Raw genomic sequence first — 24538 nt, 5'->3', positions numbered from 1 at the left:
TGAGAGTGCCGCAACCACGCCGCCGTCCGCTAGCCATTGGTCCAACCGAGTCGGGGCGCGCCGGTGCACACGTAGCCCGAGTACGGCCGGCTCTTCACCCGGAAGCGGGTCGACCGGAACCGGGTGGGGTCGAGCTCGTGGAACCGGGTGCGCACGACGTCGTCGTGCAGCCGCTGCGAGATCGCCAGCACCAGGTCGTCGTCGGTGGCCGCCAGCGCGTCGCGGACCACCTTGGCGTCCAGCAGCCGGCAGGTCACGATCGGGGCGTCGCCGACCAGGCCGAACGCGCCCGCGGTGAGCGGGCCGCAGTGCATGGCCACGCGCAGCCGCAGCGGCGTGCCCGCGCGGCGCAGGTCGGCCAACGCCTCGGCGAGCTGCTCGGTGAAGTGGGCGACCACCCACGCGGCGTCGGCGTCGGGTGGCAGCACGGCCAGTTCGCCGTCGCCACGCACCTGCCGGTACCACAGGTCGCGGTCCAGCCCGGCCTTGCGGGCGGCCACGTCCAGCACGTCGCTCAGCCGCGACTGGACCAGCGACTGGTCCAACGCGTCGAGCTTGCTGTAGCCCTCGACGTCCACGGCCACCACGAGGCGGTAGACCAGTCCGCGGAGGGGCGTCACCATTTCCAGCGTCACACGAGGAGCATCGTCCCGGTCGGCGTTCGGAAGTAGGGCGATCACCGGGTTTCCCGTTTCACAGTTCGGCGATCTTCCTCAGCACGTCGTGGTCCACGATCGTGATGGTCCGGTACCCCATGGTCAGGACGCCGCGATCGCGCAGCGTGCGGAAATCCCGGCGCGCGGTGTCCTCTTCCACCCCGACGAGCGAACCGATCTCCCCCTGGGTGAGGTTGAGCTTCAACGCGATGCCCTCGACGCCCCGGTGGCCGTAGGCATCGGTGAGGTACGACAGCACCCGGGCCAGCCGCACCGCCGCCGGGTAGCCGTTGAAGTCCGTGCGCCGCTGCTCGCTCCACTCCAGCGTGCGCAGGATCATCTTGTCCAGGTCGAAGTGCGCGGCCGGGAACCGGGTGAGGTAGTCGGTGAACTGCGCCGCGGTGATCACCCGCGTGCGGGTGTCGACGCACGCGGTCACGGTCGCCGAACGCGGCCCGCCGGTCAGGAACGACATCTCGCCGACCAGGTCGCCGCCAACCTTGACGTTGAGCAGCGCGACCCGGCCGTTCTCCAGCGTCGCCGTGGCCTTGACCAGGCCCTGGACGAGCAGGATCACGTGGTCGGACCGCTCGGACTCGCGCACGAGCGCGTCGCCGCGCCGGAACACCTTCTGCACGCCGAGCCGCAGCAGCGCCGCGCGACCGGCGTCGGACACCGTCTCCAGGTACGTGCCGGTGGGCCAGCCCGATGCGATCGCCATCCCGATCGACCTCCTCCGCCAAGGACCAGTGTGCCGGTCGCGGAGGAGGTGGACCCCTGATTCCCCCTGGTTCAGGCCAAGTGGCGGGCCCACCAGTCCAGCACGGCCTCGAACCGCTGCGCGCGGTGGCGCGGCTTGCCCGAGCGGGTCAGCTCGTGGCCCTCGCCGGGGAACACCAGCATCTCGGCCTCGACGCCGTTGCGGCGCAACGCGACGAACAGCCGCTGCGCCTGCTCCAGCGGGCAGCGCCAGTCGTGCTCGGAGTGCACCACCATGAACGGCATGGAGATCTTCTCGGCGTAGGTCAGCGGGCTCATCGCGCGCTGGGTCTCCAGGCTCGACCCGCAGTAGGCGTCGGTGAAGAACCAGCCGATGTCCGACGAGCCGGCGAACGAGTCCCACGCGTTGACGGCGCGCTCGCTCCACGCGGCGCGGAACCGCTCGCCGTGGTGCGCGGCCAACCAGGAGGTCATGAAGCCGCCGTAGGAGCCGCCCATCACGCCCACGCGGTCGGCGTCGAGGTCCGGGCGCTCCAGCGCCACGTCGAGCACGGCGAGGATGTCGTCCACGTCCACCGTGCCGAACGCGCCGATCACGGCCTGGCCGTGCGCCTGGCCGTACCCGGCGGACCCGCGCGGGTTGGGCAGCACGACCGCGTAGCCGGCCGCGGCGTACACCTGGGCCTCGTCGAAGAAGCCCCAGCCGTGGTACATGAACGGACCGCCGTGCACGGCGAGCACCACCGGGTGCGGCCCCTCGCCCTCGGGCAGCACGAGCCAGCCGTGCACCGGGTAGCCGTCCGGCGCGGCGCCGGTCAGCTCGACCGACGGCCGCAGCGGCACGGTCGAGCCGAAGTCGGTGAGCGTGCCGCCGCCGACGAGCTCGACCTCGCCGGTGTTGTCCGCCGTGGACACCACGGCCACGACCCGGTCCCCGTCGGCGGCGAACGACTTCACCTCGGCCTGCTCGCCCGCCAGCAGCTCCAGGTCGGCGAGCACGGCGTTGTCGGCGTCCAGCGGCACGCGCCGCAGCTCGACCGCGCCCCGGTTGCGGACCGCCACGAGCACGCCCGCGTCGGTCACGACCGGCGCGCCGGAGCCCTTCTCGCAGTCGACGGTCTCCATGTCGGTGAGCCGGGTGAGCCGCTCGCCGTCGAACCGCCACAGGCTCATGTTCCGCGCGATGGCGGCGGTGCGCGGCGCCTGCTCGGGCGAGTAGAAGAGCACGCCGCCGTCGGGCAGCGCGACCGGGTGCGCGGCCCAGCCGGGGGTCTGCACGACCAGCTCGGGCTCCCCGCCGGTCGCGGGCACGCGGTAGACGTCGTTGTTGAACCCCTCGGTCGCGCCGAGGTCGCGTTCGGCCAGGAACAGCACGGCCTCGCCGTCCGCCGTCCAGGTGGGCTCCGCGGCGGAGAACGTGCCGTCGGTCAGCTCGACCGGCTCGGCGTCGGCGTCCAGCGCGTCCACGGCGAACAGCCGCGCGTGCCGGTCGGCGGTGAAGCCGACGTCGTCCAGCCGGTAGTCCAGCCGGGTGATGCGCCGCGGCGCCTCGGCGTCCGGCGTCGGCGCTTCGCCGCCCTCGACGAGCGGCGCGCCGTAGCGACCGGCTTCGGGCACCCGCGAGGTGAACGCGATCCGCCGCGAGTCCGGCGCCCACACCGGCGCGCCCGCGCCCAGCGTCAGGTCGGTGAGCGCACGCGCCTCGCCGCCGTCGGCGGGCATCACGTGCAGCTGGGGCGCCTTGCCGCGCGCCGTGACGCGCAGGAACGCGACCCAGCGGCCGTCCGGGGAGATCCGGGGTGCCAGGTCGCGTTCCGCCCACGTCCAACGCCTCGTCCCGCCGCCGTCCAGGGCGACGCGGTGCAGTCCGCCCCGGTAGGCGTTCGCGGCGACGTCCGGGGTGGAGACGTTCACCAGGACGAGGTCCCCACGCACCGACACGGAGCCGGGCTGGGTCAACGACTGCAAGTCATCGGGGCGCACGCTTCAGCACGTTACCCCACCGATCATTAGCAAGGCTTACGAGATTTTGACGCTCACAGATGGTCACTGGGAGCGGGCGGAACGGGCACCGGCTTGACCGCCTCGGGGTTGCGCCGCACCTTGATCAGGCTGGCGATCGTGGTGATGGCCAGCACGCCGATGATCACCGACAGCGACACCTCGATGCCGATCGTCGGCACGTGCAGCGGCTCACCGCCGTTGAGGAACGGCAGCGAGTTGGTGTGCAGCGCCTCCAGGATCAGCTTGACGCCGATGAAGCCGAGGATCACCGACAGGCCGATCGACAGGTACACCAGCTTGTTCAGCAGACCGCCGAGCAGGAAGTACAGCTGCCGCAGGCCCATCAGCGCGAACGCGTTCGCGGTGAAGACCAGGAACGGCTCCTTCGTCAGGCCGAAGATCGCCGGGATCGAGTCGAGCGCGAACAGCAGGTCCGTGGTGCCGATGGCGACGATGACGATGAACATCGGCGTGACGAACCGGCGACCGTCGATCTTCACGAACGACTTCGAGCCCTGGTAGGTGTCGGTCACCGGGTAGACCTTGCGGACGACCTTGAGCGCGACGTTCTCCTTGTACTCCTCTTCCCCCTCGTCGTGGTCCGTCCGCGCCAGCTTGTAGCCGGTGTAGATGAGGAACGCCCCGAAGAGGTAGAAGACCCAGCTGAACTGCGCGATGACCGCCGCGCCCACGGCGATGAAGATGCCGCGCATGACCAGCGCCATCAAGATGCCGATCAGCAGCACCTTGTGCTGGTGGATCGCGGGCACCTTGAAGGTGGTCATGATGATCAAGAAGATGAACAGGTTGTCGACGCTCAGCGAGTACTCGGTGATGTACCCCGCGAAGAACTCGCCCGCGTAGACGCCGTCCGAGAAGAACCAGATGCCGAGGCCGAACAGGATCGCCACACCGACGTAGAAGGTGACCCACCGGGCGGCTTCGCCGATGGTGACCTCGTGTGGTTTGCGGTCGACGATGAAGAGGTCGATGGCCAACAAGACCATCAGGCCGGCGATCGTGGCGAACCACAGCCACACGGGAACAGACATCTACACAACCTCCGGTGCATCGCGCGCACGCCAATGACCGGAGGTCTCCTCCGCCGGCTTGAACGACCGACCGGCGGCACCGGGAACCTCACGCCAGGCTCCGTGCTGACGACACCGCCGCGAGGGAGTACTCCCCTCCACGCCTGCACAGTCTCACGCATGAATGCGGTTCCGCGCCAGCGGAGGTGATCAGAGGCACCCGACCAGGGCCTGATCGGCGGGTTCGACTGAGAGCCCGACGCCCTGCTGACAGCCCGTTCTCAGCTAATCACGCCTATGGTCAACTCCGTGGCCTCCCTCAACCGCCTCCGCGGCAGGTGGTCGCTCCCCGCGCTGGTCGTGTTGGTCGCCCTGGTGGGCGCCATCGTGGTCTTCACGCGCCAGGGGGACGACCCCGCCCCGGTGAGCACCCGCGACGCGGTGATCGACGTGCCGGAAAGTCCGGACAGCGACCGCACCGTGCAGATCGACACCACCCTGTACCTGCCCGAACGCACACCCGCGCCCGCCGTCCTGCTGCCGCACGGCTTCGGCGGCAGCAAGGCCGGCGTCGCCTCCCAGGCCACCGAGCTGGCCCAGCGCGGGTTCGTCGTCCTGGCCTACTCGGCGCGCGGCTTCGGCCGCAGCACCGGCCAGATCGCCCTGAACTCGGTCGACCACGAGGTCCGCGACGCGCAGAAGCTGCTCGACTGGCTGGCCACCCGTGAGGAGGTCGTGACCGACAGCGCCGGAGACCCGAAGGTGGGTGTGACCGGCGGCTCCTACGGCGGCGCGCTCGCGCTGTCGCTGGCCGGCGTCGACCCGCGGGTGGACACCATCGCGCCGGTCATCACCTACAACGACCTGGCCCAGGCGCTGCTGCCGAACTCGGCGCGCGCCGAGGGCGTGTCCACCGCCACCCCGGCGGCGGGGGCGTTCGCCGACGAGGGCGTGTTCAAGCGGTCGTGGGCGGGCATCTTCTTCTCCGCCGGCCTGTCCGGCGCGGACGCGACCAACCCCGGTCAGGAAGCGACCGAGCCCGGTCAGGAGGACGACGACGCCCAAGGCGCCGAGAGCGCCGCCGCCGCGGTCACCGCACCGCCGCAGCAGGGCGACAACCCCCGACCGGTCGGACCGCTCAACGGCGCGTGCGGGCGCTTCCAGGCCGACGTGTGCGCCGCCTACACCGAGGTCGCGACCACCGGCAAGGCCGGGCCGCAGACCCTGGAGGTGCTGCGCCGCGCGTCCCCGTCGGCGGTGGCGGACAAGATCACCCAGCCGACGCTGCTGGTCCAGGGCGAGCAGGACACCCTCTTCGGCCTCGACCAGGCCGACGCCAACGCCCGCCAGATCGCCGCGAACGGCGCGAAGGTCAAGGTCGTCTGGTACTCGGGCGGCCACGACGGCGGCTCGCCGGGCCCCGAGCTGCGCGGCCAGATCGCCGACTGGATGGCGTTCCACCTGGAGGGCAAGGGCGCCGACCCCGGCACGAGCTTCGAGTACACCGTGGTGGGCGCGTTCCGCAGCAGCGGAACGCCGTCGTTGCGCAACGTCGTCGCGCCGAGCTACCCGGGCCTGACCGGCTCGGCGGGCACCGAGCGCCGCGACGTGCCGCTGACCGGCCGTGAGCAGGTCGTGGTCAACCCGGCGGGCGGCAACCCGGCGGCGGTGTCCAGCCTGCCCGGCCTCGGGTCGGTGGTGTCGCGGTCCAGCTCGCTGTCCTCGCGGCTGTCGATCGACATGCCGGGCCAGGCGGCGGTGTTCCAGAGCGAGCCGCAGACCGCGCAGACGTTGCTGACCGGCGCGTCCACGGTGCGGCTGCGCGTGGCCGCCGTGCCGGGTCAGCCGGTGCCCGCCGAGGGCGCGGTGCTGTTCGTGAAGCTGTACGACGCCGACGCCAGTGGCGTGCGGACGCTGCCCGGCTCGGCGGTCGCGCCGGTGCGGGTGACCGACCTGCCCGCCGACGGCACGCCGGTCGAGGTCACCGTGACGCTGCCCGGCGCGGTGCGCCCGGTCGAGGCCGACCACCGGCTGCAGCTGGTCGTGTCGACCACCGACATGGCGTACTCGAACGCCGCGGAGCCCGCCGCGTACCGGATCTCGCTGGCATCGCCCGCGCTGTCGGTGCCGGTGGTGCCGGGCGTGAACGCGACCAGCGAGGTGCCGACCGGCGCGCTGTGGGGCATCGCGATCGTGCTGATCATCTGCGTCATCGCGGGCGTGGTCGCGTGGTTCCGCCGAAGGCTGACCGCCGACGTCGACCCGGAGCTCGAGTCGGTGCCGCTGGTGATCGAGAACCTGAGCAAGTCCTACGCCGGCGGGTTCGTCGCGGTGAAGGACCTGTCGTTCCGGGTGGAGCACGGCCAGGTGCTCGGCCTGCTCGGGCCGAACGGCGCGGGCAAGACGACGACGTTGCGCATGCTGATGGGCCTGATCCGACCCACCGAGGGCGGGATCAGGGTGTTCGGCCACCGGGTCAGCCCCGGTGCGCCGGTGCTGTCGCGGATCGGGTCGTTCGTCGAGGGCTCGGGCTTCCTGCCGCACCTGTCCGGCGCGGAGAACCTGCGGCTGTACTGGGCGGCCACGGGTCGTCCGCTGGAGCAGGCGCACGTCGAGGAGGCCCTGGAGATCGCGGGGCTCGGCAACGCCGTGAAGCGGCGCGTGCGGACCTACAGCCAGGGCATGCGGCAGCGGCTGGCGATCGCGCAGGCCATGCTCGGCCTGCCGGACCTGCTGGTGCTGGACGAGCCGACCAACGGGCTCGACCCGCCCCAGATCCACCAGATGCGCGAGGTGCTGCGCCGCTACGCGGCGGCCGGGCGCACCGTGCTGGTGTCGTCCCACCTGCTCGCCGAGGTCGAGCAGACGTGCACGCACGTGGTCGTGATGCACAAGGGGTCGCTGGTCGCGGCCGGTCCGGTCGACGAGATCGCGACGGGTGGCGGCGAGGCGAGCTTCAAGGTCGACCGGCCGGACGAGGCGGCCACCGTGCTGCGGAGCCTGTCGGGCGTGCACGACGTGCACGTGGACGGCGAGCAGGTCCACGCGAGCCTCAACGGCACGCCGCGTGCGTCGGCGTTGCAGGCGCTCGTGGCCGCGGGCGTGGCGGTGGACCAGGCCGGTCCGCGCCGCCGGTTGGAAGACGCGTTCCTGGAGTTGGTGGGCGAATGAGCGAGAACGGTGTGCACACCGATCCGGCCGCGATCTCCGATCTGACGGACGCCGCGGAGGCCGAGCGCCCTTCGGTCGCGCCGGACGGGTCGAAGGTCGGGTACAAGGCCGGGCGGACGTTGCCCGTGCGGGTGGAGCTGGTGCGGCAGTTGCGCCGCAGGCGGACGCAGTTGGTGCTGGGTTTCCTGGTGCTGCTGCCGTTCATCCTGGTGGTGGCGTTCGAGCTCGGTCAGGCGTCGCCGAACCGGCGGGCCGGCGGCTTCGTCGACCTGGCCACGGCCAGCGGCGTGAACTTCGTGATCCTGACGCTGTTCGTCAGCGGCAGCTTCCTGCTGCCGATGATCGTGGCGCTGTTCTTCGGCGACACGATCGCGAGCGAGGCGTCGTGGTCGTCGTTGAAGTACCTCCTGGCCGCGCCGATCCCCCGGCACCGGCTGCTGCGGCGCAAGGCGCTCGCGTCCGGGCTGATGTCGGTGTTCGCGCTGGCGCTGCTGCCCGCGGTGGCGCTGGTCGTCGGCGTGGTCTGGTACGGGGCGGGCGAGGCCGTGTCGCCGACCGGTGAGGCCGCGTCCTTCGGGGCCGGTGTCTACGGCGTGGCGCTGGCCGTGGTCTACATCTCGATCCACCTGTTCTGGGTGGCCGGGCTGGCGCTGTACCTGTCGGTGTCCACCGACGCGCCGCTGGGTGCGGTGGGCGGCGCGGTGCTGGCGTCGATCGTGTCGCAGATCCTCGACCAGATCACCGCGCTCGAAGGCCTGCGGGACTACCTGCCGACGCACTACGCGTTGGCGTGGGCGGACCTGCTGTCGTCGGACGTCGACTGGTCGCAGATGGCGAAGGGCACGTTCTCCGCCCTGGCGTACGGGGCGTTCTTCACCCTGCTGGCGGCCCGGAAGTTCGCGCGCAAGGACATCACCAGCTGAGGTCGGGATCGTGGTCGACGGCGCATCGGGACCTCCCCGGTGCGCCGTCGCGCGTCACGGCAGGGAAGCCAGGCGGCAGGCCTCGTCGACGACCGCCTGCGGCGACACGTTCGCCCACACCAGGATCGACTTGCACGTCTCCACGTTGCCGTCCTCGCCGAACCCGCACGCGCTGTCGACGATCAAGCCGCCGTGCCCCTGCATGAGCAGGTAGAAGTGGCAGTCGGCGGCGTCGGCGGTCGCCACCGGCGGGCCGGCGACCGCGGTGGCCGCGCTGAGACCGAGGACGAGGGCCGCGCACCGGAGGAGCCGACGAAGTCGCATGGTCCCAGTCTCGCGGTGGTGGAGATCCACCGCACGGGACCGCACGGAGTCCTCCACCCCGCCGTCCGGCGGGGTGTTCTAGGAGAGCGCCGGCCGCTCGGACCTGGGCAGCTTGTCCAGGACGAGCTGGTAGGACAGGTCGAGGAGTTCGAGCAGCTCGTCGTCCGGCACCGCACCGCCGATGCGCACCCGGTTCCACCCGTGGCGCCCGATGTAGGCGCTGACCGCGACGTCGTCCGGGTACAGCTCGCGCCAGTGCCCCGCGTCGTCGGCGGTGGCGCCCGACTTCACGCCGACGCTGCCGCCGTCCATCCCGATGAACGCGAAGATCTTCCCGCCGACCTTGCAGCACAGCTCGCCGTCGCCGAAGGGGTAGGTCTCCTCGGCGCCGGGCTTGGCCAGGCAGTGCGCGATCACCTCGTCCAACGTCATGGCACCACGCTAACCGGCGGCGATTAGGGTGATCACGTGACTGTCTACACGGACGAGGAAGGCCGGACCCTGCGCACGGCGGTCTTCGGCGCGATGGTGCTGGTGTCCACGGCCGAGCCGGGCGCGCTGGACGAGGAGAGCCACGCGGGCATCCGGGCGATGGCGACGTTCTCGCCCCGGCTGCGGCAGGTGCTCGGCGCGGCCCGGCCCGAACTGCCCGCGGGTTCCACGGCCGACGTCGAGGCCGGCGTGCTCGACGCGTTGCGGCGTTCGGTCGACATCCTGGCGGCGAAGACGCCTGACGAGGCGGCGGCGTTCCCGGCGGCGGTGCTGGCCGTGTGCGAGGAGGTCGCTTCGGCGGACGGGCGCGTCGGAGAGGTCGAGAGCGCGGTGGTCGGCAAGGTCCGCGCCGCGCTGAAGGGTTAACACGCCACGGGCCTGATCGAGTGGTCCCGCGTCCTCCCGCCGTGGCGGGCGGGCCGAAGGCCGTTGGGGGCGCGTAGGCCGTGGCTGTCGGGGCGGCGAAGGCCTGTGGGCCGTGTAACAAGCTCTGGTGCGGCGCTGTCGATCCGAGGCACGGCCTGCGCGAGGTCCGCGGCGGGCACGTCGGCTGTGACTGTCAGCGGTGAATGGCGGTTCCCAACGCTATCCGGCGGATGACGGCGAGGTGACCACCGCTTCGCCTCCGACGCACAGGCATCTTCAGGCGCAGCGGCGGGCGGACTGGGTTTTGGCATCGTCGGTGCAGTACGCGGCAGTGGTTCAGTGCCGATGCGGACAATGCGGCGCTGCCAGGACGGCCCGCGGCTGTGAGCACTGCGCTGCGTGACCTCGCCCTGGGTGGGATTGCTCTGCGGAAGATGTGCAGAGGGCGGCCCGTCGTGCCGGTACGGTGCGCATGTCCGGAATACCTGGAGGGGTTCGGTTGATCGGTGATCGGGCGCGGTTCGGGGTCCTGGTGGGGCCGGCCGAGGTCGAGCACGCACAGCTGCGTTCGGTCAAGATCTACCTCGGCGGCGAGGACCTCACGTTCCGGGACGACCAGGTGTATGTGCCGAACTTCCTGCTCCGGGTGGGGTTGACGCTGCGTGCGCTGGACAACTGGCCCGATCTGGCGCCGCACGCGGCGGTGCTCGGCACCGACCCGCGGGCGCTGCACGAGCGCTTGGTCGTCGGGAGCGAGCACGACCCGGTCCTGGCGTCGTGGGACGAGCGGCTGTCGTTCCTGGAGTGGGGCGAGATCAGTTTCCCGTTCCACTCGTTCCTGTTCCGGTTCGGTGACCGGATGTGGCTGACCGCCCGGCACCTCGAAGGCGAACTGCAGGTGGCGGAGGTCGAGCCGGCCGAGCTGCGGGACATAGTCGAACGGGCGCACCGGGTGGTCGCCGACGACTACGCGGACTACCGGAAGCGTGCCGGGCTGGACTGAGCCATCCGCACACCAGCGCCACCTCCGCAGCGCCCCCGACACGCCACTCGGCGCTCTACCACCGAATCCGCCCCGGTAGCAGCGTCAACCTGGCCCGATCCCGCTCGGACCGCTCCAGCGAAGCAGAGATCCTCGACGTCGCACAGGTAAGGCTCCAGGACCCGCCACCACTCCCGGTGCATATCGAGAACGACCGACACTCCCGCCGACTATCGCTGGGACCTGCCGCCACCAAGCGGTTTCGTCCAAGAATCCCAGCGCCGACAGATCCGCCGTTTATCGCTGGAAGTCACATCGACCACGTGGTCACCGGTCTCACCAGGTAGCCGGCACGCCGCCCGCCGGGGTGCTCCCCCACACCACCGGCGGGCCGAAGTGGCTACTTCACGCCGGCCGCGTCCATGCCGCGCAGCTCCTTCTTCAGGTCCTGGATCTCGTCGCGCAGGCGGGCGGCCAGCTCGAACTGCAGTTCACGGGCCGCGTTCATCATCTGGTCCGTCAGCTGCTGCACGAGGTCCGCCAGCTCGGACCGGGCCATCGTGCCGGTGTCGCGGTCGGTCAGCACGCCCGAGCCGCCCCGGCCGTTGGCGCCCGGGTCGCCGGTCGGCTTCTTGCCCCGCGAGGTGTTGCGGCCGGAGCCGCCGGGGGCGATGGCGTCCTCCGCCTCGGCGTAGACCTGCTCCAGGATGTCGGTGATCTTCTTCCGCAACGGCTGCGGGTCCAGGCCCCGCTCCTCGTTGTAGGCGATCTGCTTGGCACGCCTGCGGTTGGTCTCCTCGATCGCGTGCGCCATCGAGTCGGTGATCCGGTCGGCGTACATGTGCACCTGGCCGGACACGTTGCGCGCCGCACGCCCGATGGTCTGGATCAGGCTGGTGCCCGAGCGGAGGAAGCCCTCCTTGTCCGCGTCGAGGATCGCGACCAGGGAGACCTCCGGCAGGTCGAGGCCCTCGCGGAGCAGGTTGATGCCGATCAGCACGTCGTAGTCGCCCAGGCGCAGCTGCCGCAGCAGCTCGACCCGGCGCAGCGTGTCGACCTCCGAGTGCAGGTACCGGACGCGGATGCCGAGTTCGAGCAGGTAGTCGGTGAGGTCCTCGGCCATCTTCTTGGTCAGCGTGGTGACCAGGACCCGCTCGTCCCGCTCGGCGCGCACCCGGATCTCGTGCACCAGGTCGTCGATCTGGCCCTCGGTCGGCTTGACCACGACCTCCGGGTCGACCAGGCCGGTCGGGCGGATGACCTGCTCGACGAACTCGCCGCCGGTCTGGCCCATCTCGTACGGGCCGGGCGTGGCCGACAGGTACACCGTCTGGCCGATCCGGTCGGCGAACTCCTCCCACGTCAACGGGCGGTTGTCCATCGCGCTCGGCAGGCGGAAGCCGTGCTCGACCAGGTTGCGCTTGCGCGACGCGTCCCCCTCGTACATGCCGCCGATCTGCGGCACGGTCACGTGCGACTCGTCGATGACCAGCAGGAAGTCGTCGGGGAAGTAGTCGATCAGGGTCGCGGGCGCGGTGCCCGGACCGCGGTCGTCGATGTGGCGCGAGTAGTTCTCGATGCCGTTGCAGAAGCCGACCTGGCGCATCATCTCGATGTCGTACGCGGTGCGCATGCGCAGCCGCTGAGCCTCCAGCAGCTTGCCCTGCCGCTCCAGCGCGGCCAGCCGCTCGGCCAGCTCGACCTCGATGTTGCGGATCGCCTTCTCCATGCGCTCCGGGCCCGCCACGTAGTGGGTGGCCGGGAAGATGCGCAGCTCGTCGACCTCCTTGACCACGTCGCCGGTCAGGGGGTGCAGGTAGTAGAGCTTGTCGATCTCGTCGCCGAAGAACTCGACCCGCAGCGCCAGCTCCTCGTACGCCGGGATGATCTCCACCGTGTCGCCGCGCACGCGGAACGTGCCGCGGTTGAACGCGATGTCGTTGCGCGTGTACTGGATGTCGACCAACGCCCGCAGCAGCAGGTCGCGCTCGACCTCGCCGCCGACCTCCAGCTTGATCGACCGGTCGAGGTACGACTGGGGCGTGCCGAGGCCGTAGATGCACGACACGGACGCCACCACGATCACGTCACGCCGGGTGAGCAGGCTCATCGTGGCCGAGTGGCGCAGCCGTTCGACGTCCTCGTTGACCGACGAGTCCTTCTCGATGTAGGTGTCGGTCTGCGGGATGTACGCCTCGGGCTGGTAGTAGTCGTAGTAGCTGACGAAGTACTCCACCGCGTTGTCCGGGAAGTACCCCTTCAGCTCGTTCGCCAGCTGCGCGGCCAGCGTCTTGTTCGGCGCCATCACGAGCGTGGGCCGCTGCACCTTCTCCACCAGCCACGCCGTGGTGGCCGACTTGCCGGTGCCGGTCGCGCCGAGCAGCACGACGTCCTTCTCCCCGGCGCGGATGCGCTTCTCGAGGTCCGCGATCGCCGCGGGCTGGTCGCCCGCGGGCTGGTAGTCGCTGACCACGCGGAACTTCCCGTCGGTGCGGGGGATGTCACCGACGGGACGGTGCGACGAGTGCGCCTTGACCGGGATCTCGGTTGGGAAAGCCACGGGTACGACGGTACGCCGCGGGTACGACAATTTCCGATCCGGCCCAGGTCAGCGGGCCTTGATCAGCAGTTGCAGTCGCAACCGCAGCAGTCGCAGTTGCAGTCGCAGTTCGGGCCGCAGTCGCAGTTGTTGCACCACGCCTCGCGCCGCTTGCCGCTGAACGGGCCGGGGTACGGGTCGCGGCAGCAGTACTGGCACGTGCCGCACTGGTAGAGCACGGCGAGGCAGCCCAGGATCGCACCGCGGGTCACCGGCGGCGTCTTCAGCTTGGGCCAGCACCACAGCCCGCTGCCGGGAGGGGGCGGCTCGTCGCCGCGCTTGCGCTTCTTGCCGCCCTTGGGCGGGTCCGGCGGGCCGCCGTGACCGGGTGCGGAGGGCGGCGGCACGTGACCGGGAGGCGGCACGCTGCCGGGGTGCGGGCCGGGCTGCCCGTAGGGACCGTGCGGTCCGGGCCGGGCGGGCGGCGGGTACATCCCCGGCGCGGGCTGCCGGCCGGGCGGCGGGGGCGGGTCGTGCGGACCCGGCCCGTGCGGCCCGTGGGAGTGCGTGTGCGGGTCGCCGAACGCCCGCCGGATCGACTCGCCCACCTCGTGCGCCAGCAGCACGTGCACCAGCCGGTCGTCGGCGAACTCCACCTCCGCCATCGCGAGCCTGATGCCCAACGCCGCGTCGTCGCACAGCCGCCGCGCCTCGTCCAGCGTGGTGCCGGTGGCGACCAGCGGGTTCCACGCGCCGGACGCCCGGTCCTCCGCCAGGTCCTCCACCGCGTCGAGCAGGTGCGCCAGCCGCCCGAACAGCCGCCCGACCTCGCGCAGCGGGGCCGCGTTGCCCGGCCGCCCGGCCAGCACCGCGGTCTGCGCCACGGCCTCGCCCGCCGCGGTCTCGGTCGGCTCCGTCACGGTCAGCACCGACGACCCGGGACCCGCCGCGGCCTCGACCGACGACTGCCGCCGCACGGCGTCCACCAGCACCGCCGTGTCGAACCCCAGGTCGAGGCCCGTCTCCGACGCCTGCGCCGCCCACCGCCGGGCCACCTGCCTGCCGACACCGCGCATCGGGGCCCGCGCGAACACGCCGTCGCCGTCGGCCACGTGGTCACCGACCTTCGCCGAGGCCAGCACCAGGGACACCGACGCGGCCAAGCGCGCGCCCGTGCCCACGGCGACGTCCGCCGACTGCATGCCCCGCAAGGCGCACGGCCCGGCGGAGCGCCGCGACCGTCCCGCCTGAGCCTCCACCAGGGCGGAGATCACCAGGCCGTCGTAGTTGGTGACCACGCGGGCCAGGTGGCCGTGGTCGTCGCGCAACGCCAGGCACAGCCCGCACAGGTGCGCCAGCCACGACTCGCGCAGCTCGGGGCCCAGGCGGTTGCGGCAGGGGCGGATGATGCCGAACATGGCGGGAAGAGTAAGCGATCATCATACTTTCGGGTGACAGAAAGGAGCGTTCCGCCGGTGTCGATGCCTAAGGTCGGCGCTGTGACGCCGACTGCCGCCGGGACACGCATGCACATCCACCCGCCGAAGATCGAGTACTTCGACCTCGACGCGAAGAGCAACACCGATCCCAAGGGCCACCTGCGCGGGGTCGAGGAGTACCGGCTGACAAGTCACGGCCTCTACATGTCGCGCCCGGTGCCCGGCCACCCCCACCTGTCCCACTTCGAGTCGTGGCTGCTGCCCGCGCACGGCCTGCGCGTCACCCGGCAGTCGTGGCACCCGGGCCACGAGCGCGACTACGACCTGTACGTCGACGTGGTCGAGATCAGCTCCAGCGGCTCGGTGTGGAAGACCGTCGACCTGTACCTGGACCTGGTCGTGCGCACCGGCCGCAGCGTGACCGTGCTGGACACCGACGAGCTGCTGACGGCGCTGGACCGCGGCTTCATCCAGGCCGACCGGGCGCAGTGGGCGCTGGAGACGACCTACCGCGCGGTGGCCGGCATCGCCGCGCACGGTCACGACGCGGTGCGCTGGCTCGCGTCCCAGGGAACGATCACCACCTGGCGTCGACGGTAATACAGACCGTCACACTTGCAGGTCAACCGCCATCGGTGTCCGTCACCTGATAGAGACCACATACCACACAGACCGTGATGTAACGAATCGAACCGAATAGTTACCCGGAGCACACTTCCGGCTACCCTCGGGTCGCGTGGGAGCGGTCATCACACCTCAGCTCGTCGACGTGGTCGACACCGTCAGCGCAGTTCGCAGCTACTCCAGCGGCATGTCGCGGCACCTGTCCACGTGCCGGGTGGAGCCGTGGGGACTGCGGCTGGAGTGCCCGACGCCGGAGGACCCGTTCTCCGATTCGGAGGTCACCTGGTTGATGCCCTCGATCGGGCTGCGGCTGACGCACCACCGACCTCGGTCCAGACACGCGCGCAGCGGCCCCAGCGTGCTCAGCGCGGTCCGCGTGCAGCGCGACGGCCGCGCGTGGCGCACCACCGACCTCCTGCTCGGCCTGGCCGTGCCCGGCGGCACGACCGCGCGGATCGTGCGCTGCGAGGAGTTCGCCGCCGCCGTGGCCGGCCGCGTCCTCGGACCCGGCGACGCCGACCAGGCGCTGCGCATCGTGCACCGCACCCTGGAGGAAGTCAGCCTCCACCGGCACGACCTCGGCTCGTGGCTGACCCACCGGGGCATCTACGACACCTGGCCCTCCCTCTAGGACGGCCCGCCCTCGAAGTGGGCGCTGACCCGCGCGGTCGCGGCGGCCATCCACGGCTCCTTCGACTCGCCGTAGGCGAAACCCTCCGCGTCACCCCGGTGCTTCTCCGCCATCTCCAGCTTCATCGCCGCGTACTCGTCCCGCGCCGCCGCGTCGGCCCGCAGCCAGTCGCGGAACCGCAGCGCCCAGTGCCACGCCGGACCGCCCTCGACCCGGACGTGCAGGTTGACCCGCCGTCCCGGATCCGCGCCCGCGTGCAACCTCTTGTGCCAGTCCTCCGGCGCGTCGCCCTCGTTCCGCACGCTGTCCTCGGCGTCGGCCAGGAACGGGAAACCCGCCTGCGTCAACGCCTCCTCCAGCTCCGCGGCCTCCGCCAGGGACGTCACGCCGAGCTGGAAGTCCAGCACGTCCTTGGCCGCGAGGCCGGGCACCGACGTGGAGCCGATGTGCTCCACCGTGCGGCCACCGGCGGCCAGCCGGATGCGTGCGGCGACCCGGGCCGCCTGGACGGGCCACGTCTCGTCGTACGGCACCACGATCGGGGCGCCGCCGGCGTAGCGGCGCAGCCTGATGTTCGACTCGTACCGCACCAGCCGGTCCGCCCACAGCGCGTCCACCTGCGCCAGCACCAGGTCGGGCGTGCCCGAGTTGTCCAGCCACACGTCCGCCACGGCCCGGCGGCGCTCGTCGTCGGCCTGGGCGGCGATGCGGCGGCGCGCGTCGTCCTCGGGCAGACCCCGGTCGCGGAGCCGGACGAGGCGCTGGTCGAAATCCGCGTGCACGATCACCACCAGGTGGTAGAGCGGCGCCATGTCCTTCTCCACCAGCAACGGGACGTCGTGCACGACGATCGCGTCCGCGGGCGCGGCGGCGATCAGCTCGCCCGTGCGGGCGGCGATCCTCGGGTGCGTGATGCCGTTGAGCGTGGCCAGGGCCTGCTCGTCGCCGAACACCTTCGCCGCGAGCGCGGGCCGGTTCAGCGCGCCGTCCGCGCCCAGCACGTCCGCGCCGAACGCCTCCACGACCTCGCGCAGCCCGTCGGTGCCGGGTTCGAGCACCTCACGGGCCAGCAGGTCGGCGTCGATCACCACCGCGCCGTGCTCGGCGAGCCTGCCCGCCACCGTCGACTTGCCCGACCCGATGCCACCGGAGAGCCCCACGCGCAACATGGCGACCAGCCTGCCACGTAACGGATCTTCAGGCGGGCTCAATCGGGGTCATCGACTGCTGCGCCACGGCGGCGAGGAAGCCGCCGATCGCGTCCTCGGGCAGCACGCCGACCTTCGCCCGCGCCACGAACGTGGTCTTGCCGAGCCAGCCGACGACGAGGCGCTCGTCCTTCGCGCTGATCAGCTGGCCCTTCCGCTTGCCGACGTCGACCTCGCGGACGGTCGCGCCGTCCTCGCGTTCGGCGGCCACGCTGTCCGCGACCCGGGCACTGGCGGTCGGCTCGTCGTTGTACGTGGCCAGGCCGATGATGACGGGCGCGGCGGCGATCGGCTGCCGCTCGGGCACGCCGTAGTAGCAGTCGATCTTGCCGGTGCGGCCGAGCGACGGCTCCGAGATGCCGATGATGGTCTTCAGCTCGCCGGGCAGCTCGCGGCCGAGCTTCTGGTGGAACAGCTCGACCGGGACGACCAGCTCGCAGTCGTCCGGCAGCGGCCGGTCCGTCATCTGCGGGATCCGGCTGAACGACGTGGGCGGCACGATCGTCGGGATCTGCGGCTGCGCCACGGGTTGCGTCTGCACGGCGGCGCAGCCCGCGCACGCGAGCACCACCATCGCCGCCAACACCGCCGTCCGCATGCTCATAGCATTCTCAATTTAGCGCACGACAACGCCGAGCCACCCCCGAAAGAGTGAACGACGATCGCCCCCCGCCCGAGGTGGGCGAGGGGCGATCGTCGTCGTTCAGTCAGCCGGCGTTGCGCCGACCGGTGCTGCTCAGGCGCCGCCCGACAGCTTCTCGCGGAGCGCGGCCAGCTGCTCGTCGCTGGCCAGGGTGCCGCCGGCCTGAGCCGGGGCGCCCGTGCTGGACGAGGTCGCGGCGGCCGGAGCCTCGCCACCGGAGGAGTAGTTCGTCTCCCCGGCGGCCTCTTCCTCGGCCGCGGCGGCCTTGGCCACCTGCTTCATGTGGGCCTCGTAGCGCGTGTGGGCCTCGGCGTACTGCCGCTCCCACTCCTCGCGCTGCTTGTCGAAGCCTTCCTGCCACTCCTGGGTCTCCGGGTCGAAGCCCTCGGGGTAGATGTAGTTCCCCTGGTCGTCGTACTCGGCGGCCATGCCGTACTGGGTCGGGTCGAACTCGGAGTCGACCGTGAAGCCCTCGTTGGCCTGCTTGAGCGACAGCGAGATGCGGCGGCGGTCCAGGTCGATGTCGATGACCTTGACCATGACGTCGTCGCCGACCTGCACGACCTGCTCCGGGATCTCGACGTGGCGCTCGGCCAGCTCGGAGATGTGGACCAGGCCCTCGATGCCCTCGTCCACCCGGACGAACGCGCCGAACGGGACGAGCTTGGTGACCTTGCCCGGCACGATCTGGCCGATCGCGTGGGTGCGGGCGAACTGGCGCCACGGGTCTTCCTGCGTCGCCTTGAGCGACAGCGACACGCGCTCGCGCTCCATGTCGACGTCCAGGACCTCGACCGTGACCTCCTGGCCGACCTCGACGACCTCGGACGGGTGGTCGATGTGCTTCCAGGACAGCTCCGAGACGTGCACCAGGCCGTCCACGCCACCCAGGTCCACGAAGGCGCCGAAGTTGACGATGGAGGACACGACGCCCTTGCGGACCTGGCCCTTCTGCAGCTGGTTGAGGAACTCGCTGCGGACCTCGGACTGCGTCTGCTCCAGCCACGCGCGGCGGGACAGGACCACGTTGTTGCGGTTCTTGTCCAGCTCGATGATCTTGGCTTCGAGCTCGCGGCCGACGTAGGGCTGCAGGTCGCGGACGCGACGCATCTCGACGAGGGAGGCGGGGAGGAAGCCCCGCAGGCCGATGTCCAGGATGAGGCCGCCCTTGACGACCTCGATGACCGTGCCCTTGACGGGCTCGTCCTTCTCCTTGAGCGCCTCGATGGTGCCCCAGGCGCGCTCGTACTGCGCGCGCTTCTTGGAGAGGATCAGCCGACCTTCCTTGTCCTCCTTCTGGAGAACAAGAGCCTCGACCTCGTCACCAACCTTGACGACCTCGTTGGGGTCGACGTCGTGCTTGATCGACAACTCGCGCGAGGGGATGACGCCCTCGGTCTTGTAGCCGATGTCGAGCAGGACCTCGTCCCGGTCGACCTTGACGATGGTGCCCTCGACGATATCGCCGTCGTTGAAGTACTTGATCGTCTTGTCGATAGCAGCGAGGAAGTCCTCCTCCGTCCCGATATCGTTGATGGCGACCTGCTTCGGCGCAGCGGCAACCGGGACAGTGGTGGTGTCGGTGGACATTAGGTAGGTGGCTCCGGTACGGATTGGGGTTGGTGGCCTGCGGGTTCAACGCTACGCGGAGGGCACGCCCCACCGCGAAGACCGACTCACCGAGTGATCACCGATCGAGGACAGCGCGAACCCACTACGCGGGCGATATCGTACGCGGCCGGAAGCCCGCCGGGCAAACCGGACCCTTGAATGGAGCAGTGTGCCCGACCAGCACGCGAGCGCGGAACACGCGCTCGGCACCACCGGCATCGCCAAGCGCGGCGTCGACGCCGCCGAGTCGCGGGCGGCCAACCGCATGTGGTGGGACGCCGACGCCGACGACTACCACGCCGAGCACGGCGACTTCCTGGGCGCGGCGGACTTCGTCTGGTGCCCCGAGGGCGTCCGCGAGGAGGACGCCGGCTACCTCGGTGACGTGCGCGGACGTCGCGTGCTGGAGGTCGGCTGCGGCTCCGCGCCGTGCGCCAGGTGGCTGACGTCGAGGGGCGCGCACGCGGTGGCGTTCGACCTCTCCGCCGGGATGCTGCGGCACGCGGTGGCGGCGAACGCGGCGACCGGCGTGCCCGTGCCGCTGGTGCAGGCCAGCGCCGACCAGCTGCCGTTCGCGTCGGGCAGCTTCGACGCGGCCTGCTCGGCGTTCGGCGCGGTGCCGTTCGTGGCGGACGTGGGCGAGGTGTTCGGCGAGGTGGCGCGGGTGCTGCGGCCGGGCGCGCCGTGGGTCTTCTCGGTGACTCACCCGATCCGGTGGATTTTCCCGGACGACCCGGGACCGGGCGGGCTGACGGTCACCCAGTCGTACTTCGACCGCACGCCGTACGTGGAGGTCGACGACACCGGGCGGGCGACGTACGTGGAGCACCACCGGACCACCGGGGACTACGTGCGGGCGCTCGTCGGCGCGGGCCTGGAGCTGGTGGACGTGGTGGAGCCGGAGTGGCCCGCCGGGCACACCCGCACGTGGGGGCAGTGGAGCCCGCTGCGCGGCCGGCTGTTCCCGGGCACCGCGATCTTCCGCACCCGAAAGCCGTAACCTGCCTGACATGACCGTCGGTCAAGGGCTGATGGAGGCGCAGAGCGCGCGCTTCGCGAGCGTCGACCCGCTGCTCCCGCCCGCGGTCGCGCCGCCGGACGGCGACGTCATCACCGCGGCGCTGCCGGACGGGACCAGGGTCGCGGGCGTGCTGCAGCGGCAGGTGCACGACCGGCGGTCGCCGGCCCGGCTCTGGTCGGCCACCGAGGTGTGGGAGCTGACGCCGCTGCTGGGCAGCGCGGGCGCGGCGGGCATGGACGTGCTGCTGCGCGCCTGGCGCAAGCGGCTCGACCTGCTCGCGCCGGCGGAGCGCGACTCGGCGTGCGTGCTGACCTGGCCCAGCCGGGACGCCGAGGCGACCAGGGCCCTGCTGGACCACGGCCTGGTGCCGCTGACCGTGATCGCGGTGCGGCAGGCCCCGGCCCCGCCGGTGACGGGCGCGGCGACGATCCGCCGGGCGACGCCCGCCGACCTGGAGACGGTGCTGGCCCTGGCGCTGGCCGAGCTGCGCTACTCGTCCATGGTGGGCTCGACGGTGCACCGGCCGGACGCGGTGGCGCTGAAGCGGCGGACGCTGGCCGAGCGGCTGACCGCGGGCGGCCCGGCGTGGCTGGCCGAGCGGGACGGCATCGCGGTGGCGCTGGCGGAGTGCGCGGTGGTGACGTCGGAGCCGGGCAACTGGACGGCGACCAGGCTGCCGCACGGCCGCTGGGGCTACGTGAACTGCGTCTCCGTGCTGCCGGGCGCCCGCGGCACCGGCGTCGGCCGCCAGCTGATGGCGCACGCGCACCGCGAGCTGCACCGGCTGGGCACGGTCGGCACCTACCTGTACTACAACCCGCCGAACCCGCTGTCCTCGGTGTTCTGGCCGCGACAGGGTTATCGTCCACTGTGGACGATGTGGGAGGTCCGCCCCGCCGGCGCGCTGCGCTAGCCACCGCGCGCCACATCACACCGAGTCGGGTTGCGCGCCACCTCTGGCCGGACCACTATTTGAACTGACCGGTCAGTTCAAAAGGGAGGTCCCCCGGTGCAGATCCACGCGCGGCGCGTCGGCGTCACCGGGCCGCACGGTCCGCTGCTGAAGCCGACGTCACTGCTGGTGAAGCCGGGCGAGCTGGTGCTGGTGGCGGGCGACCCCGGCACCGGGCACACCGCGCTCGGCCTGGTGCTGTCCGGGCGGATGCGCCCGAGCACCGGCGAGGTCTCCCCCTCGGCCGCCGAACTGCGCCGGCACGTCGTGCTGGTCGACTCACCGGACGTGAGCGAGCCCGAGGCGTCGCTCACGCTGGCCGGCGTGGTCGGCGAGGAGCTGGCCGTGAACGGCGCCCGCAGCGGGCGCAAGGCGGTGGCCGACTGGCTGGTCGGGCGCGGCGCGGACGAGCACCTGGACCACCGGTTCGACCAGGTGCCCGCCGCCACCCGGTGCGCGCTGATGCTGGAGCTGGCCGCGGGCAGGCCCGGCGCGACGACCCTCGTGCTGGACAGCCCCGACCGCTACCACGGCGACCCGCAGGGGTGGCTGGAGCTGGCGCGCGGGCACGTGACGCCCGAGCGGTCCGTCGTCGCCCTGTGCAGCACCACCAGCGCCGCCGTGCTCGACGTGCCCGTCGCGCGGATCGGCGCCGACAACGTCGTGGACGACGACGTCGTGGACAACGAGGAGTCCGAGTGACCTCCGTGCGGATGGCGTTCAACGAGCTGCGCCGGATCACCTCCGGCAAGCTGCCCAAGCTCGCGGTGCTGGCGTTGACGCTGGTGCCGCTGCTCTACGCGGCGCTGTACCTCTACGCCAACAAGGACCCGTACGCGCACCTCAACCAGGTGCCCGCCGCGCTGGTCGTGGAGGACAAGGGCGCGACCGCGGGCGACGGCACGCGCCTGGACGCGGGCCACGAGGTGGCCGAGGAGCTGGTGAACGGCGACAGGTTCGACTGGCGCCGGGTGGACGCGGCGCAGGCCGAGCGGGGCGTGCGCGACGGGACCTACACGTTCGCGCTGACCCTGCCCGAGGACTTCTCGCAGGCCCTGCTGTCGTCCGGCGACTTCACGCCGCGCCAGGGCGTGATCGTGCTGACCACCAACGACGCGAACAACTACCTCGGCTCCACGATCGCCAACCAGGTCGTGGCCGAGGTGCGCCGGTCGGTGTCGGTGAAGGTCGGCGCGGAGGCCGCGGACAAGCTGCTGCTCGGCTTCTCCACGATCCGGCAGAAGACCGCCGAGGCCGCCGACGGGGCGACGAAGCTGGCCACCGGGCAGCAGGACGCCCTGACCGGGGCGCAGCAGCTGGCGGACGGGACCGTGCCGCTGGCGGACGGTGCGGCGCGGGTGTCGGCCGGCCTCACGCAGCTGCGCGACTCGACGGCCGACCTGCCGGTGAAGTCGCAGCAGCTGGCGGACGGGGCCAAGCAGGTCGCCGACGGCAACGAGACCGTCGCCCGGACCGCCGAGGACTACGCCGCCAAGGCGCAGGACCTGGTCAACCGGCTGGACGCGGTCAACGGCGACGTGGCCGCCAGGCTGCGCGCGCTCGGGTTCACCGAGGAACAGGTGCAACGCGTGCTGGGTGCGTTGGGCGAGGCCCGCCGGCCCGTGGACGACGCCAACGGCAAGGTGCAGGGCACGGCCGGGCAGCTCCGCACGCTCGCCGACGGCGCCAAGCAGGTCTCCGACGGCGCGGCGCAGCTCGCCGCGAGCACGCCGGCGCTGACCGGTGCCATCACGCGGCTCGACGACGGGGCGGCGCAGGTGTCGTCCGGTGCGGCGCAGGTGCGCGACGGTGCGGGCGCGCTGCGCGACGGCGAGGCGCAGCTGGTCGACGGCGCGAACCAGCTGCGCGACGGCCTGACGTCCGGCGTCTCGCAGATCCCCAACCCCGACGACCCGACCCGCGAGTCGACCGCGCGGACCATCGGCGACCCGGTGAGCGTGCGCGGGGTGAGCCAGACGTCGGCGGGCAGCTACGGCGCGGGTCTGGCGCCGTTCTTCCTCGGACTGGCCACCTGGATCGGCGCGTTCGTGCTGTTCCTGCTGCTCAAGCCGCTGTCGAGGCGCGGGCTGGCGGCCGGGCAGTCGCCGCTGCGGGTGGCGGTGGGCGGCTGGCTGCCGGGCGCGCTGCTCGGCGCGGCGCAGGTCGTGGTGATGTACGCGGTGGTCACGCTGGTGGTGGACATCCGGCCGTCGCACCCGCTGGGCGCGCTGGCGTTCCTGCTGCTGGTGTCGGCGACGTTCGTGGCCGTGCTGCACGCGTTGAACGCGCTGTTCGGCGCGGTCGGCAAGTTCATCGGCCTGGTCCTGCTGATCCTGCAGCTGGTCAGCGCGGGCGGCACGTTCCCGTGGCAGACCATCCCCGTGCCGCTGTACCCGCTGCACTACGGGCTGCCCATGGGCTACGCCGTGGACGGCCTGCGGCACCTCATGTACGGCGGGTCGCTGGGCGGCGTGGGCCGGGACGCGCTGATCCTCGTCGGCTACCTGGCGGCGGGCCTTGCCTTGTCGACGCTCGCCGCGTACAAGCAGCGGGTGTGGACTCCCAGCCGCCTCAAGCCAGAACTGGTGCTGTGACCGGCGCGCGCCCCGGCCGCACCGCCGCGACCAAGCAGAAGCTGTTCGACGCCGCGCTGCGGCTCGTCGGCGAACGGGGCGCGGCCGGTGTCACGGTGGACGAGATCGCCGCCGAGGCGGGCGTGGCCAAGGGCACCGTCTACTACAACTTCGCCAGCAAGGACGCGCTGGTGGACGCGCTGCTGCGGCACGGGGTCGACCTGCTGGCCGCGCGGCTCAAGGTCGCCGAGGAGGAGGCCGAGACGTCCGCGGCGATGGAGTCGCTGGTGGACGGGATGCTCGGGTTCTTCGCCGAGTACCCGGCGTTCGGGCAGCTGCTGGTGTCGGAGCTGTGGCGCACGCCCGGCCAGTGGCACGACACGTTGAGCCTGCTGCGCGACGACATCGTGTCCATCGTGCGCGGCCAGATGCAGCGGCTGTCCGACGAAGGCCGGCTGCCCGACGGCGTGCGGGTCGGCACGGCGTCGGCGGCGTTGTTCGGCACGCTGCTCGTGACCGCGCTGGACTGGCAGGTGTTCCAGCCCGAACGCAGCCTCACCGACGTGCGCGAATCGGTGTTGTCGCTGGTCCGGGGCCTGCGGCCGGGCTAACCGGCTCCGGCCGACGT

22 protein-coding genes are annotated in these 24538 nt (G+C 71.8%); 11 read left to right on the top strand and 11 right to left on the bottom strand.

What is annotated here, in order from left to right; genetic code table 11:
- Positions 1-29: 29 nt before the first annotated feature.
- The 4 genes from AB0H12_RS08060 to AB0H12_RS08045 form a co-directional block, all read right to left on the bottom strand.
- Complete coding sequence (locus AB0H12_RS08060; RefSeq protein WP_499621668.1) at positions 30-635, bottom strand: hypothetical protein; 606 nt, start codon at positions 633-635, stop codon at positions 30-32.
- A gap of 58 nt (positions 636-693) precedes the next feature.
- Positions 694-1377: a Crp/Fnr family transcriptional regulator gene (locus AB0H12_RS08055; RefSeq protein ID WP_499621667.1), complete on the bottom strand. Its 684-nt coding sequence runs from the start codon at positions 1375-1377 to the stop codon at positions 694-696.
- Positions 1378-1448: 71 nt separating this feature from the next.
- Positions 1449-3359, bottom strand: coding sequence for a S9 family peptidase (locus tag AB0H12_RS08050; RefSeq protein ID WP_499621666.1), 1911 nt, complete (start codon positions 3357-3359; stop codon positions 1449-1451).
- A gap of 53 nt (positions 3360-3412) precedes the next feature.
- A complete protein-coding gene (locus AB0H12_RS08045; RefSeq protein WP_499621664.1) occupies positions 3413-4432 on the bottom strand; it encodes a TerC family protein in 1020 nt (339 codons plus the stop codon).
- Positions 4433-4720: 288 nt separating this feature from the next.
- On the opposite strand from AB0H12_RS08045, the gene AB0H12_RS08040 reads away from it, so the two are divergent.
- Together AB0H12_RS08040 and AB0H12_RS08035 are read left to right on the top strand one after the other, a co-directional pair.
- Positions 4721-7582: an alpha/beta fold hydrolase gene (locus tag AB0H12_RS08040; protein ID WP_499621662.1), complete on the top strand. Its 2862-nt coding sequence runs from the start codon at positions 4721-4723 to the stop codon at positions 7580-7582.
- On the top strand, positions 7579-8505 hold the full coding sequence (locus tag AB0H12_RS08035; protein WP_499621661.1) for an ABC transporter permease: 927 nt from the start codon (positions 7579-7581) through the stop codon (positions 8503-8505). Before AB0H12_RS08040 ends, AB0H12_RS08035 begins: the two co-directional genes overlap by 4 nt.
- Before the next feature lie 54 nt (positions 8506-8559).
- Here the strand turns inward: AB0H12_RS08035 and AB0H12_RS08030 are convergent, their stop codons facing one another.
- Together AB0H12_RS08030 and AB0H12_RS08025 are read right to left on the bottom strand one after the other, a co-directional pair.
- The gene (locus tag AB0H12_RS08030) at positions 8560-8829 is read right to left on the bottom strand and encodes a hypothetical protein (protein ID WP_499621660.1); all 270 of its coding nucleotides are present in this window, start codon (positions 8827-8829) and stop codon (positions 8560-8562) included.
- A gap of 78 nt (positions 8830-8907) precedes the next feature.
- On the bottom strand, positions 8908-9261 hold the full coding sequence (locus tag AB0H12_RS08025) for an MmcQ/YjbR family DNA-binding protein (RefSeq protein ID WP_499621658.1): 354 nt from the start codon (positions 9259-9261) through the stop codon (positions 8908-8910).
- Positions 9262-9297: 36 nt separating this feature from the next.
- On the opposite strand from AB0H12_RS08025, the gene AB0H12_RS08020 reads away from it, so the two are divergent.
- Positions 9298-9687: a hypothetical protein gene (locus tag AB0H12_RS08020; RefSeq protein WP_499621657.1), complete on the top strand. Its 390-nt coding sequence runs from the start codon at positions 9298-9300 to the stop codon at positions 9685-9687.
- Positions 9688-10186: 499 nt separating this feature from the next.
- Positions 10187-10690 (top strand): hypothetical protein, encoded by a 504-nt coding sequence (locus tag AB0H12_RS08015; RefSeq protein ID WP_499621655.1) that lies wholly within the window; start codon positions 10187-10189, stop codon positions 10688-10690.
- Between the two features lie 379 nt (positions 10691-11069).
- On the opposite strand, the gene uvrB is transcribed toward AB0H12_RS08015, so the two are convergent.
- Together uvrB and AB0H12_RS08005 are read right to left on the bottom strand one after the other, a co-directional pair.
- Complete coding sequence (gene uvrB, locus AB0H12_RS08010) at positions 11070-13229, bottom strand: excinuclease ABC subunit UvrB (protein WP_499621654.1); 2160 nt, start codon at positions 13227-13229, stop codon at positions 11070-11072.
- Positions 13230-13291: 62 nt separating this feature from the next.
- A complete protein-coding gene (locus tag AB0H12_RS08005) occupies positions 13292-14626 on the bottom strand; it encodes a DUF5685 family protein (protein WP_499621652.1) in 1335 nt (444 codons plus the stop codon).
- A gap of 108 nt (positions 14627-14734) precedes the next feature.
- Here AB0H12_RS08005 and AB0H12_RS08000 point away from each other — a divergent pair, with 108 nt between their 5' ends.
- Entirely contained in the window at positions 14735-15247 is a 513-nt protein-coding gene (locus AB0H12_RS08000; protein ID WP_499621796.1) for a ribonuclease FAU-1 family protein, read from the top strand.
- A gap of 136 nt (positions 15248-15383) precedes the next feature.
- Positions 15384-15902 (top strand): ribonuclease FAU-1 family protein, encoded by a 519-nt coding sequence (locus AB0H12_RS07995; protein WP_230566905.1) that lies wholly within the window; start codon positions 15384-15386, stop codon positions 15900-15902.
- Here the strand turns inward: AB0H12_RS07995 and coaE are convergent.
- From coaE to rpsA, 3 genes are all read right to left on the bottom strand, one after another.
- On the bottom strand, positions 15899-17071 hold the full coding sequence (gene coaE / locus AB0H12_RS07990; protein WP_499621651.1) for a dephospho-CoA kinase: 1173 nt from the start codon (positions 17069-17071) through the stop codon (positions 15899-15901). The genes AB0H12_RS07995 and coaE overlap by 4 nt on opposite strands.
- Before the next feature lie 28 nt (positions 17072-17099).
- Complete coding sequence (locus tag AB0H12_RS07985; protein WP_499621649.1) at positions 17100-17714, bottom strand: hypothetical protein; 615 nt, start codon at positions 17712-17714, stop codon at positions 17100-17102.
- Positions 17715-17846: 132 nt separating this feature from the next.
- Complete coding sequence (gene rpsA, locus AB0H12_RS07980) at positions 17847-19343, bottom strand: 30S ribosomal protein S1 (protein ID WP_033442914.1); 1497 nt, start codon at positions 19341-19343, stop codon at positions 17847-17849.
- A 190-nt stretch (positions 19344-19533) separates the two neighbouring features.
- On the opposite strand from rpsA, the gene AB0H12_RS07975 reads away from it, so the two are divergent.
- The 5 genes from AB0H12_RS07975 (at position 19534) to AB0H12_RS07955 (ending at position 24521) form a co-directional block, all read left to right on the top strand.
- The gene (locus AB0H12_RS07975; RefSeq protein WP_499621647.1) at positions 19534-20364 is read left to right on the top strand and encodes a class I SAM-dependent methyltransferase; all 831 of its coding nucleotides are present in this window, start codon (positions 19534-19536) and stop codon (positions 20362-20364) included.
- Between the two features lie 10 nt (positions 20365-20374).
- A complete protein-coding gene (locus AB0H12_RS07970) occupies positions 20375-21298 on the top strand; it encodes a GNAT family N-acetyltransferase (protein ID WP_499621646.1) in 924 nt (307 codons plus the stop codon).
- A gap of 96 nt (positions 21299-21394) precedes the next feature.
- A complete protein-coding gene (locus AB0H12_RS07965) occupies positions 21395-22039 on the top strand; it encodes a hypothetical protein (RefSeq protein WP_499621644.1) in 645 nt (214 codons plus the stop codon).
- Entirely contained in the window at positions 22036-23931 is a 1896-nt protein-coding gene (locus AB0H12_RS07960) for a YhgE/Pip family protein (RefSeq protein ID WP_499621642.1), read from the top strand. The genes AB0H12_RS07965 and AB0H12_RS07960 overlap by 4 nt, the downstream gene beginning before the upstream one ends.
- Positions 23928-24521: a TetR/AcrR family transcriptional regulator gene (locus tag AB0H12_RS07955; protein WP_499621641.1), complete on the top strand. Its 594-nt coding sequence runs from the start codon at positions 23928-23930 to the stop codon at positions 24519-24521. Before AB0H12_RS07960 ends, AB0H12_RS07955 begins: the two co-directional genes overlap by 4 nt.
- Positions 24522-24538: the final 17 nt, after the last annotated feature.

It is taken from the genome of Actinosynnema sp. NPDC023794, assembly GCF_040639675.1.
In the GTDB taxonomy this organism is placed as follows: domain Bacteria; phylum Actinomycetota; class Actinomycetes; order Mycobacteriales; family Pseudonocardiaceae; genus Actinosynnema; species Actinosynnema luteola.
The sequence above is the reverse complement of the archived record's forward strand: the minus strand, read 5'-3'. Positions and strand labels throughout refer to the sequence as shown.

What these genes read in the sequence shown, in the direction of transcription:
- AB0H12_RS08055 (WP_499621667.1), bottom strand. Translation starts at nt 1,377, where the DNA reads ATGGCGATCGCATCGGGCTGGCCCACCGGCACGTACCTGGAGACGGTG.
- AB0H12_RS08000 (WP_499621796.1), top strand. Translation starts at nt 14,735, where the DNA reads ATGCACATCCACCCGCCGAAGATCGAGTACTTCGACCTCGACGCGAAG.
- AB0H12_RS08035 (WP_499621661.1), top strand. Translation starts at nt 7,579, where the DNA reads ATGAGCGAGAACGGTGTGCACACCGATCCGGCCGCGATCTCCGATCTG.
- AB0H12_RS08005 (WP_499621652.1), bottom strand. Translation starts at nt 14,626, where the DNA reads ATGTTCGGCATCATCCGCCCCTGCCGCAACCGCCTGGGCCCCGAGCTG.
- AB0H12_RS07985 (WP_499621649.1), bottom strand. Translation starts at nt 17,714, where the DNA reads ATGAGCATGCGGACGGCGGTGTTGGCGGCGATGGTGGTGCTCGCGTGC.
- rpsA (WP_033442914.1), bottom strand. Translation starts at nt 19,343, where the DNA reads ATGTCCACCGACACCACCACTGTCCCGGTTGCCGCTGCGCCGAAGCAG.
- AB0H12_RS08030 (WP_499621660.1), bottom strand. Translation starts at nt 8,829, where the DNA reads ATGCGACTTCGTCGGCTCCTCCGGTGCGCGGCCCTCGTCCTCGGTCTC.
- AB0H12_RS08045 (WP_499621664.1), bottom strand. Translation starts at nt 4,432, where the DNA reads ATGTCTGTTCCCGTGTGGCTGTGGTTCGCCACGATCGCCGGCCTGATG.
- AB0H12_RS08025 (WP_499621658.1), bottom strand. Translation starts at nt 9,261, where the DNA reads ATGACGTTGGACGAGGTGATCGCGCACTGCCTGGCCAAGCCCGGCGCC.
- AB0H12_RS07970 (WP_499621646.1), top strand. Translation starts at nt 20,375, where the DNA reads ATGACCGTCGGTCAAGGGCTGATGGAGGCGCAGAGCGCGCGCTTCGCG.
- coaE (WP_499621651.1), bottom strand. Translation starts at nt 17,071, where the DNA reads ATGTTGCGCGTGGGGCTCTCCGGTGGCATCGGGTCGGGCAAGTCGACG.